The sequence below is a fragment of the Neisseriaceae bacterium CLB008 genome (assembly GCA_041228285.1).
In the GTDB taxonomy this organism is placed as follows: domain Bacteria; phylum Pseudomonadota; class Gammaproteobacteria; order Burkholderiales; family Neisseriaceae; genus JAGNPU01.
On the sequence record CP166133.1, the window covers coordinates 575751 to 587225 of the forward strand.

An 11475-nucleotide genomic window follows, 5' to 3' on the forward strand; every position below is an offset into this window, starting at 1 on the left:
AGGGTGTGCCGTGTGGTTGCTGGATGAGGACTATGACCAAGCCTACGCGCACACACAAATCTAAACCGGCCGCTTCGGTCGGCACCCGCAGCAAGCAGCAATCGCCCGCCAAGGCGCAGCTGCATCCGCGTAACCCCCATCAAGGGCGCTACGACTTGGCTGAGCTGATGAAGGTCACGCCTGCTTTAGCGCCTTTTGTCGCGCCAAACGCCTATGGCGATCTGTCTATCGATTTTCACAATCCCTTGGCCGTGGTGGCGCTGAATCAAGCGCTGTTGGCCAGTGATTATGGCGTGAACTATTGGCATTTACCGGCCGATTACTTATGCCCGCCCATTCCAGGGCGCGTGGATTACCTGCATTATCTGGCCGATTTATTGGCCGAGGATCAGCCCCAAGGCGTCCCACCGCAGGGGCCTAAGGTTCGCGTGCTTGATGTCGGGGTTGGGGCCAGCGCCATTTATCCGCTGCTGGGCCAGGCGGCCTATGGCTGGGATTTTGTCGGTAGCGACATCGATCCCGTTTCGGTGGCCAACGTCAACAGCATTGTGGCGGGGAACCCCCATTTGCACGGCCATATTGAGGCTCGCCTACAGCAGAACGTTCAGCACACATTATTGGGCGTGGTGGGCCGTGATGAGCGCTTCACTGCCAGCGTGTGCAATCCACCGTTTCATGCGTCGGCGGCAGAGGCCACAGCGGGCAGCCGCCGTAAGCTGCACAACCTTAAGGGCAAGCCCGTGGGTAAGCCTAAGCTGAATTTTGGGGGGCAGGGTAATGAGCTGTGGTGCCCTGGTGGGGAAGTGGCGTTTATCGGCCGTTTAATTCAAGAAAGCCAGCAGCTGGCGCAATCATGCCTATGGTTTACCAGCCTAGTGTCTAAAAAAGACAGCTTGCCGGCGCTGTATCAGCAGCTGAGGACGGTGAACGCGGTGAAGGTCAAAACCATCGCCATGCAGCAAGGCCAAAAAAGCAGCCGCTTATTGGCGTGGACGTTTCAGACTAAGGCTGAGCGTCAGGCTTGGCTGAGCCGTTTAGTTTAAGTTTGTGGTCATTAAGCCTCAACCTTTCGGTTGAGGCTTTTTTGCGTCTATGGCTTAGTTTCTTGTAAGTACTTAAGTTTGTTTTGTTTATGTATTTGGGCTGATAAGTTTATATTCTTAATGAATCTTGGTGTCTAATGCCTTTAGGGTTTATTTTTTGACAAGTATACAAGAATGATTATCATTTGCTATAATTTCCCCCTTTTAATCCGCTTCATCACGGGAAATCACCATGTTTTTTATGCATCAACGCCCTACGTTGATCGGCCTCAGCGTGCTGTTGGCCTTTACCACCACCGCAGCAGCCGCTGCGCCAGCAACGACAGATCCAGCCAGCCATCAGCCTGAATTGAATGCCGGCCAGTCGTATCAGCTGCCTTCAGTGGTGGTAATCGGTAAGCGCTCGGGTAAGGGGCTGGTAGGCAAGTCTATTTTGGATCAGCGTAATTTAGATACCCAGCAGGCCAATAATGTGGCGGCTTTACTGGAAACGCTGCCGGGCGTGAGCATGGCTGGTTCGCCTCGCCCAGGTGGGCAAACCATCAATATGTGGGGCATGGGCGGTAGCGAAGACGTGCCCATTACGGTGGACGGGGCGCTAAAAACATTTGATAAATACCGTCAAGGATCGGTGTTTGTAGAGCCTGAACTACTCAAGCGCATCACGGTTGAAAAAGGCCCGCACGACGCCAGCGTGGGCAACGGTGGCTTTGGCGGCAGCGTCAAGCTAGACACCAAGGATGCGGCTGATTTTTTGCGTGAAGGTGAGCAGATAGGCGGTTTATTGAAGTATGGGCGGCACAGTAATAATAATCAGAATATTTTCACGGGTGCCGTATTTGGTCGAACCGAAGATCAGATGCTAGACGCTATGTTGTATTACTCTAAGCGTAAGGCAGGAGAGGTGAAGCGCCCAGACGGTAGCTATTTTGAGTGGTCGGATAATAAACAAGACAGTATCTTGCTCAAGGGTAATATTCGTCCTACATCAGAGCAAAAAATCACCTGGTCATTCATGACTGGTGAGCATGAGGGGTGGGAGCCATTTGCGGCGAAACGCGATGACATGACGGCTCCTACCGAGAAAGAAATTGAAAAATACGGTTGGGATGGCGCTTGGCAGCGTAAGTTGGTGTATCGCACACAAAAAGACAAAAATTATAGCCTTGCCTATGAATACTTGCCCTTAGATAATCCACTCATTCAATTAAGCGCTAAATGGACGTATTCAGAAACGAAGCAGCATGATGAACGTCGACATCAGAATGCTGTTGACAGCATTGGCACCATGGGTAAGGAAAGCTGGGTGAATTATCGTAACACCAGTGTAGATGTACATAACACCAGTACGTTTGCAACGGGTGACCTAGAGCATGATTTGAAAGTCGGCTTACAGTGGCAAAAAATGACCCAACGGGGGTTGTTGTATACCAACTCAAGCCTGGTGGAGAGGAATCCGGATGCTTATAATCATGGCTTATTCGAGATTCCCTATTTAGCTTCGGGTCGACAGATTATGCAAAGCCTTTATGTCGTTGATGACATTCAATGGGGTGCTCTGACCGTTAGTCCATCTGTGCGTTATGATCACATCAGTAATAAAGGATTTGGTAACCGTGCTAAACATTACAGCAGCGATGACCCGAAAGTAGGGCATGACTTTAGTGAGAAAACCTATCAGGGGTGGTCGCCACGGCTAGGGTTGTATTGGGCTGCCTTGCCTAATATGGGCCTGTTTGCCAATGTAAGCCAAACGTGGCGTGCACCACGCATTGATGAGCAGTATGAGTCGGAGGGCGCCACCAGTAGTATTGCCTCGACCAGTCGCGATTTGAAAAAAGAGCGTATGCTGGCCGTGCGTATGGGTATGGTCATGGACTTTACCTCATTGCTAAGCGCCGATGATAAATTGCAAGTTCGCACGACGCTGTTTCAGAATAAAGGTAAGGATGAGATCTTTAAGCGTCGCGGCGTGATGTGTGAGCCTGGGACCACCTGTTCACGTCCGATGACGAGCAATCGTAACCTGACAGGCTATACGATTAAGGGCTTTGAGATCGAATCGTTCTATGATAGCCGCTATGCTTTTGCATCTTTGGCTTATTCACAGATGTCAGGCTATCGTGATAATTCACCTAGAGACCCTTGGTTTGCCAGCCGTACTTGGTTAAGCGATGTGGCGCCGCGTAAGGCAACGGCCACGCTGGGCTTTAAAGTGCCTAGCGCAAACCTCAGCGCAGGCTGGCGTGGCATCTTTGTACGCCGTCAAGACCGCTCCCCTAAAGATCATGATCCTATGGCCGTCTATTGGGGTTTGCCTAAGTCTCAGGGCTATGCCTTACACGGCCTGTTCATGGACTGGGCGCCTCGCGGCAAAAAAGGCCCGCAGATTAATCTGACCGTGGACAATCTGTTTAATCGTGAATATCGCCCCTATTTGGGTGAGGCGGTTTCAGGCACAGGCCGCGACATCCGCTTCAGCATTGCCCAGCAGTTTTAAGCTTAGCCAATGCATTTTAAACCCATACACAACGTCGGCTGAGGCCGGCGTTTTTTTACGTTTGTTGCTTGCTCAAATACACGGTTAATGCATAATAGAGGCCTAAACCAAGCATAAATGATAGAGGAGTCTGTTGCTGTGAGTAGCCATGATTACGTGTACGGCATTGCCCGTGCCGCCAAGCAGGCCGCCCAGGCCATTGCTGTGGCCAGTACCGAACAAAAAAACCAGGCTTTGGTGACCATCGCCGAGCTGTTGCTGAGCCATCAGGCGGATATTTTAGCGGCCAATGCCCAAGACATGGATCAGGCGGCCGCCAATGGTCTAGAGCCGGCCTTATTGGATCGTCTTAAGCTCACCGAAGCCACGGTGCAAAGCATGGCCGAGGGCGTACGCCAAGTAGCCAGTTTGGCCGACCCCATCGGTGAAATGGGGGAGTTTGCCTATCGCCCATCCGGTATTCAGGTGGGCAAAATGCGCGTGCCATTGGGCGTGGTGGGGATTATTTATGAATCCCGCCCCAACGTCACCGCCGATGCGGCAGCGCTGTGCATTAAGTCTGGCAACGCCAGCGTGCTGCGCGGCGGCAGCGAAGCGTTTGCCTGCAATATGGTGATCGCCAAGCTGATTAAGCAAGGCTTATCAGTAGCGGGCCTGCCGGCTGATTGCGTTCAGGTGGTGGAAAACACCGATCGAGACAGCGTGGGCGCCATGCTGCAGCTGCCAGAATTCATTGACGTCATCATTCCGCGCGGCGGCAAGGGGTTGGTGAAGCGCATCAGCGACGAAGCCAAAATGCCAGTGATCAAACACCTCGACGGCGTGTGCCATACCTTTATTGACGAATACGCCGATGTGGCTCAAGCCGTTAAGATTGCGCTGAACGCCAAAACCTCACGCTACGGCACCTGCAATACCATGGAAACTTTGCTGGTGCATGAGGCGATTGCGCCGACGGTGCTGCCCTTATTGCAGCAGGTTTACGCAGAAAAATCGGTTGAATTGCGTGGCTGTGAACAAACGCAAAAAATCTTGGTCAAAGACGTGATTAAGGCCACAGAAGAAGATTGGTGGACGGAATACTTAGGCCCCATTTTGGCGATTAAAGTGGTGGCCTCATTGGCCGAGGCCGTGGCCCACATCAATCATTATGGTAGCCATCACACCGATGCCATCGTGAGTGAGCGCTACAGCCACACCCAAGCGTTCTTACGGCAGGTGGATTCAGCCAGCGTGGTGATTAATGCCTCAACGCGCTTTGCCGATGGTTTTGAATATGGTCTAGGCGCAGAAATCGGTATTTCAACCGATAAAATTCACGCGCGTGGTCCGGTGGGCCTACACGGCCTCACCAACCAAAAATGGGTGGTGTTTGGCAGCGGCCAGATTCGGGTTTAGGTAATAACGGTTTTTTTTGGCAGAATGAGGGCGTGGATGCTTGAAATCCACGCTTTTGCCAAGATTTTAGTATTATATTTGGCTTTTTTTCGAGGGGATTTCTGTGAAGCGTATTTTTCTATTCTTACTGACGAACATCGCGGTTTTGGTGGTCATCAGCGTCATCTTGAGCGTGTTTGGCTTAAGCGGACGAACCAACAATATGGGTCAGCTATTGGCCTTCTCGGCGGTGGTGGGCTTTACTGGCTCGATCATCTCTTTATTGATGTCTAAATGGATGGCCAAGCGTTCAACTGGCGCTCAAGTCATTACCCAGCCAGCCAATGAAATGGAAGCCTGGCTGGTGCGTACGGTTGAGCGTCAGGCCGAAATGGCCGGGATTAAAACCCCTGAAGTCGCCATTTACTACGCTGATGAGCCGAATGCTTTTGCCACCGGCCCAAGTAAAAACAATTCTTTGGTGGCGGTGAGCTCTGGCTTATTGAATCTGATGACGCGTGACGAAGCCGAAGCCGTGTTGGCGCATGAGGTGTCGCACGTAGCCAACGGTGACATGGTGACGCTCACTCTGATCCAAGGCGTGGTGAATACCTTTGTGGTGTTCCTGTCGCGCTTGATTGCCAACGTGATCAGCAACGCCATGTCGAACGATCGTGAAGGCGGCCTTGGGCCCATTGCCTATATGGTGGTGACCATCGTGTTGCAAATCGTGTTTGGCATGCTGGCCAGCTTGGTGGTGATGTGGTTTAGCCGTAAGCGTGAATATCGTGCCGATGAAGGCGCTGCTCGCTTAGCCGGTGCGCCGAAAATGATTGCGGCTTTGAAACGCCTAAACGGCAGCAGCGACGAAAGCCTGCCTAAAGAAATGATGGCGATGGGCATCGCCGGCGGTGGGGATTCGTTGTTCAGTACCCACCCATCGATTGAGAATCGTATTGCCAACCTTAGCAATTACTCTGGTACCGTGCGTTAAGCATAAGCGCGAGACCCAAAAAAACCCACTTCGGTGGGTTTTTTTATGGGCGTTTAAGGCTTGGCATGATAGCGGTCGTGGCGATTTAAGAATACGTTGAGGATCCACGAATAGCCGTAGCTGAACACGATGCCGATGACGACCGATAGCCAGCCAAACACCAGCCAGCCTAAGGCCAGTACAGCGTAGTTTAAATAGCGCAGCGTGTGCGCCACCTGGGTGTGGGGATGATATTTATGGATGATTAAGGCCACCGCATCTAGCCCTGCGGTAGACGCATTGGCCGATAGGCAGCAGTAATAGCCAAAGGCGATGGCGACGCAGGCCAGGCTGACGTCAATTGCGATGTGGCTGGTCAGGCTAAACGGCTGGCTGTAAAAAAACGAAAAGAACAGCATGAAGAGGCCGCTGCTGAGCAGGGATTTAAAAAATACGCTTTTGCCCAAAAACGCCCAGCACAGGACCAGCAACAAAATGGCCAGACCGTTGGTGAGATAGAGCAGCGGCCAGCCGCTGAAGCCGCTGATGACCATCGACAGGCTGGTGACGCCGCCGTTGATGATTTGGTGAGGGACCATCCACTTGGCGTAGGCCAAGCCCATGACCACGTTGCCCAGAAAAATTTTACCGAGGTCCCAAATGAGGCTGGGGGTGAAAAAAGCCATGCAGTGTGTCTTTAAGGGAATAATGAAATAAGGGCTTTATTCTAAGCCATGAATCGTGATCGGCATAGCCATCGGTCGATTCGCGCTATGAGGTCCATGAAAAGGCTAAATGGCGGCAGATATTTCCAGCTTACGGCTGCGGATAAGCAGACAACGCTTTAAAATCAAGGTAAGATTTAGCCCTATATTTTTGACTTATCGCGCCATAAAACCATCATCAGCGTGATTTTAATCGTTAGGTACACAACTGCCATGAAAACAGCTCAGATTCGCCAAAAGTTTTTAAACTTTTTTGAAAGCAAAGGACACCAGATCGTGGCTTCAAGCTCACTGGTGCCACACGAAGATCCCACCCTATTGTTTACCAATGCCGGGATGAACCAATTTAAAGACGTTTTTCTAGGCTTTGATCAACGTCCGTATAACCGCGCCACCACCAGCCAAAAATGCGTGCGCGCCGGCGGCAAGCACAACGACTTGGAAAACGTGGGCTACACCGCCCGCCACCACACCTTCTTTGAAATGTTGGGCAACTTTAGCTTTGGCGATTACTTCAAGCGTGACGCCATCCATTTTGCTTGGACGTTTTTGACCAGCCCAGAATGGCTAAACCTGCCTAAAGAAAAGCTGTTGGTAACCGTATACGCCACCGATGACGAAGCATTTGACATTTGGGCCAAAGAGATTGGCATACCCGAAGAAAAAATCATCCGCATTGGCGACAATAAAGGCGGCGAATACGCCTCGGATAACTTCTGGCAAATGGGTGATACCGGCCCTTGCGGCCCTTGTTCAGAGATTTTCTTTGACCACGGTGATCATCTATGGGGAGGCCCTCCAGGCAGCCCAGAGGAAGATGGCGACCGCTTTATTGAAATTTGGAACTGCGTGTTCATGCAGTTTAACCGCGACGAGACTGGCGCCATGAATCCATTGCCTAAGCCTTCAGTCGATACCGGCATGGGCTTGGAGCGTATTTCTGCGGTGATGCAGCACGTCAACAGCAACTATGAAATTGACCTCTTCCAGAACTTATTAAAGGCTGCGGCTCGTGAAACCGGCGTGGCCTTTAGCCTAGAAGAGCCTTCCTTGAAAGTGTTGGCCGACCACATTCGCGCCTGTTCTTTCTTGATCGCCGACGGCGTACTGCCGTCGAATGAAGGTCGCGGCTATGTGCTGCGCCGCATTATTCGCCGTGCCGTACGTCATGGTTATAAGCTGGGCCAAAAAGGTGCCTTCTTCCATAAAATGGTGCCTGATTTGGTGGCCGAAATGGGCGAAGCCTTCCCTGAACTGGTGGCGCGTCAGCAAGCGATTAGCGATGCCTTGAAGCTAGAAGAAAGCCGCTTTGCACAAACCTTAGAGCATGGTATGGCTTTATTGGAGCAAGCCCTAGAAGGCGGCAAACAAGAGTTGGCTGGTGAAGTGGTGTTTAAGCTATACGATACTTATGGTTTCCCCTACGACTTAACCGCCGACATTTGTCGTGAGCGCAATATTGTAGTGGACGAGGCCGGCTTTGAAACCGAAATGGAAGCGCAGCGCAATCGCGCGCGTGCCGCCTCTAGCTTTAAAATGGACACTAAGGTTGCCTACGAAGGCGTCGACACTCAGTTTGAAGGCTATACCCAAGCACAAACCGAATCTAAGGTTTTGGCCTTGTACCATGAAGGCGAAGCCGTTACCACTCTAGCCGATGGCCAAGAGGGCATCGTGGTCTTGGATCACACCCCATTTTATGCCGAAAGCGGTGGCCAGGTGGGCGACGTGGGCGTGATTGAAGCGGGCGCTGGGCGCTTTGAAGTGCGCGACACCCAAAAAATTAAGGCAGCCGTTTCTGGTCAGCAAGGCGTGATGCTGTCTGGCAGCTTGAGCGTGGGCGACACCGTGACGGCCCGCATTGATGAGACTCTGCGCGCTGCTAATATGCGCAACCACAGTGCCACTCACTTAATGCACAAGGCTTTACGCACCGTTTTGGGCGAGCATGTGGCGCAAAAAGGCTCTTTGGTGAATGCCGAACGCACTCGTTTTGACTTCACCCATCCACAGGCCGTGACGCCTGCGCAGATTGCCGAAGTCGAAGCTTTGGTGAACCAAGCCATCTTGGCCAACGTGGCGGTGACTGCCGATGTGATGGGCTTTGATGACGCCATTAAGGCTGGCGCGATGGCGCTCTTTGGTGAGAAATACGGCGACGAAGTGCGGGTATTGAAAATGGGTGAGTTCTCAACCGAGCTGTGTGGCGGTACCCACGTACAGCGTACCGGCGACATTGGCCTCTTTAAAATCACCTCTGAAGGCGGCGTGGCCGCAGGCATTCGCCGCGTCGAGGCCGTGACCGGCTTCAATGTATTGGCTTTGGTGCAGTCGCAAGAGCAGCTGATTAAAGACACCATGGGTGAATTGAAAGTACAAACCCCGCAAGACGTGGTGGCGAAGATTCAGCAGCTGCAAGAGCACGGTAAACAGCTTGAGAAATCTTTGGCCCAGGCTAAGGTGGAGCTGGCACAACATGCCGGCGCGGCCTTATTGGACAGTGCCGCCAGCATCGGTGGCTTTAAGCTGGTGGTGGCTAAATTGGCCGATGCCGACGCCAATGTGTTGCGCGACACGGTGACGGGTTTAACCGGTAAGGGCGACAATATCGTGGTGTTGCTGGCGGCAGAGAACGACGGCAAGGTGTCGTTGTGTGCGGGCGTGAGCAAGGCCGCAACCAAGCAGGTTAAGGCCGGTGATTTGGTGAAATTTGTGGCCGAACAGGTGGGCGGTAAGGGCGGTGGTCGTCCTGATCTGGCTCAGGCTGGCGGTACCGATGTGGCTGCCTTGGCCAAAGCTTTAGACAGCGTGGCCCCTTGGTTGGCTGCTGTGTAAGCCAGTCGCAGTTCATGAAGCCGCCGCAACCTTGAGGTTGCGGCGGCTTTTTTATGTCTGTAGAGGGTCGATCTCAGGCGCCCACGGCTTAAGCCGTGGGCGTTTGCATTGAGGGGCCATTTTTTATGCGCTGGCAAGCCATAGGCTTTGATTAGAGCTGTGTTACTAATAATGCGTGCCTGAGCGAATCGGCTTAGGCGTGGCACAACCAACATAATAATGATGTGTGACAGGAGAACGCAGATGAAAACACCCAACCAAGCCACAATCGACCCGATTACGCTGTCGGTGGTGCGCGGGGCTTTAGAAACCGCACAGCGAGAAATGACGCTGACCCTAGAGAAAACCGCGCGCTCCAGCGTGTTTAATCTGGCCCATGATTACAGCAATGCGCTGTTTGATCACTTGCCGGAGATGATTTTACAGGGCCAAGACATTCCCATTCACTTGGGTTCATTGATGCCGGCAATGAAGGGCGTGGCCTCTTTTTTTGGCGACGACATTCATGAAGGCGACGTGATTTATCACAACGACCCGGTGTTCCACGGCAGCCACATTTTGGACTGCTGCATGTATAAGCCGGTTTTTTATCAGGGCAAGCTGGTGTTTTGGGCCGTGTGTAAGGGGCATGTGACCGACATTGGTGGGCCGGTGCCGGCCGGCTACAACCCCGACGCCAAGGAGATTTACGCCGAAGGCTTGCGCATCCCGCCGGTTAAACTGTGGGACAAGGGGCAGCGCCGAGAAGACGTGATCAACCTATTGCACAGCAATATGCGCTCGCGCCGTGATCAAGAAGGCGATTTGAATGCCCAGTATGGTGCCTGCCGTGTGGGTGAGCGTAATTTATTGAATTTGTTGGATAAGTATGGATTGGAAATGGTTCAGGCGGCCATCGCTGAATTAAAAGACATGGCCGATCGGCACATGCGTGGCCTCATCGCCAGTATTCCAGATGGCACTTATCACGGTGAAGCCGTATTGGAGGATTCCGGCCACGGGCTGGGGGCCTTAACCATTACTGCCGCCATCACCATTCGTGCCGATGCCGTGCACATTGAAATCAATAGCCCGCCGCAGGTGCCCTATTTTATTAACTCTTATGCTGGCAACTCGATGTCGGGGGTGTTGCTGGGCTTGATGATGTTTGCGCAAGTGCCGCCGCCTTATAACGAAGGCCTGTACCGCTGCGTCAGCGTGGGTCTTGGGCCGAAAGGCACTTTGTGTCATGCGCAGGAGCCTGCGCCCCACGTTAACTGTACCACCACCCCAATGGAAACCTTAACCGATGCCGTGCGTATGGCGTTTGAGGCCGCTGCGCCGGATCGGGTGACGGCGTCGTGGGGACATGCTTCGGGCATCAATATTGCCGGCATCAACCCCGAGACTGGCGAGCAATACGTGACCATGGTGTTGGCGTCTATTATCTCGGGTGCGGGCGCCACCCAGCAAATGGATGGCTGGCACGCCTGCGGGCCTTTGTGCTGCTTTGGCGCTCTTAGTTCGGGCGACATTGAGCTTTTAGAATACCAATATCCCATCGTGATTCATCGCTATGGTTTGGCCGCAGACAGCGGCGGCGCGGGCGAGTACCGCGGCGGCTGTGGCACGGTGTGGGAGGTTGAGCCCATAGATCATCAGATGATGGTGGTGGCCTTTGGCGAAGGGCGTCAAATCCCCACGATGGGGGCGGCAGGCGCGGTGAATGCCTTGGTGCCGCGCAAACTGGGGCGGCTGGAAATCAGTGCTGCCGATGGTTCGGTGGTGCGTCACATTCAAAACACCATTTTGCACATCGAGCCAGGCCAGCGCGCCCGCAACATTAACCCCGGTGGCGGTGGTTATGGCCATCCCTATCGGCGCCCCGTGGCAGCCGTCTTACAAGACGTGGCCGCCGGCGTGGTCAGCGCCGAAGCCGCTGAGCTGGAGTATGGCCTCGTGTGGCAGGCCGACGGCCAGCTTGATCTTGCCGCCACCGCTGCCAAACGGCTGCAGGCTTAAGTGCCTCTGCTCAATCATTGC

Annotated in this window: 7 protein-coding genes; 6 read left to right on the plus strand and 1 reads right to left on the minus strand. The window is 53.2% G+C overall.

Translation table 11 applies throughout. The features are described from left to right. Positions 1 to 32 precede the first annotated feature (32 nt). The 4 genes from rlmF to htpX all read left to right on the plus strand — a co-directional run bounded on the left by rlmF (position 33) and on the right by htpX (position 5914). Positions 33 to 1043, plus strand: a complete 1011-nt coding sequence (gene rlmF, locus AB8Q18_02555; GenBank protein ID XDZ51943.1) for a 23S rRNA (adenine(1618)-N(6))-methyltransferase RlmF — start codon at positions 33 to 35, stop codon at positions 1041 to 1043. A 232-nt stretch (positions 1044 to 1275) separates the two neighbouring features. Beyond that, positions 1276 to 3543, plus strand: a complete 2268-nt coding sequence (locus AB8Q18_02560; GenBank protein XDZ51944.1) for a TonB-dependent hemoglobin/transferrin/lactoferrin family receptor — start codon at positions 1276 to 1278, stop codon at positions 3541 to 3543. A gap of 138 nt (positions 3544 to 3681) precedes the next feature. Then, on the plus strand, positions 3682 to 4941 hold the full coding sequence (locus AB8Q18_02565; GenBank protein XDZ51945.1) for a glutamate-5-semialdehyde dehydrogenase: 1260 nt from the start codon (positions 3682 to 3684) through the stop codon (positions 4939 to 4941). 103 nt (positions 4942 to 5044) lie between these two features. Beyond that, the gene (gene htpX / locus AB8Q18_02570; GenBank protein XDZ51946.1) at positions 5045 to 5914 is read left to right on the plus strand and encodes a protease HtpX; all 870 of its coding nucleotides are present in this window, start codon (positions 5045 to 5047) and stop codon (positions 5912 to 5914) included. Between the two features lie 53 nt (positions 5915 to 5967). Here htpX and AB8Q18_02575 read toward each other — a convergent pair whose 3' ends face one another. Beyond that, positions 5968 to 6579: a YitT family protein gene (locus AB8Q18_02575; GenBank protein XDZ51947.1), complete on the minus strand. Its 612-nt coding sequence runs from the start codon at positions 6577 to 6579 to the stop codon at positions 5968 to 5970. A gap of 252 nt (positions 6580 to 6831) precedes the next feature. On the opposite strand from AB8Q18_02575, the gene alaS reads away from it, so the two are divergent. Beyond that, positions 6832 to 9453, plus strand: coding sequence for an alanine--tRNA ligase (gene alaS / locus AB8Q18_02580; protein XDZ51948.1), 2622 nt, complete (start codon positions 6832 to 6834; stop codon positions 9451 to 9453). A 243-nt stretch (positions 9454 to 9696) separates the two neighbouring features. Next, a complete protein-coding gene (locus AB8Q18_02585; protein XDZ51949.1) occupies positions 9697 to 11454 on the plus strand; it encodes a hydantoinase B/oxoprolinase family protein in 1758 nt (585 codons plus the stop codon). Positions 11455 to 11475: the final 21 nt, after the last annotated feature.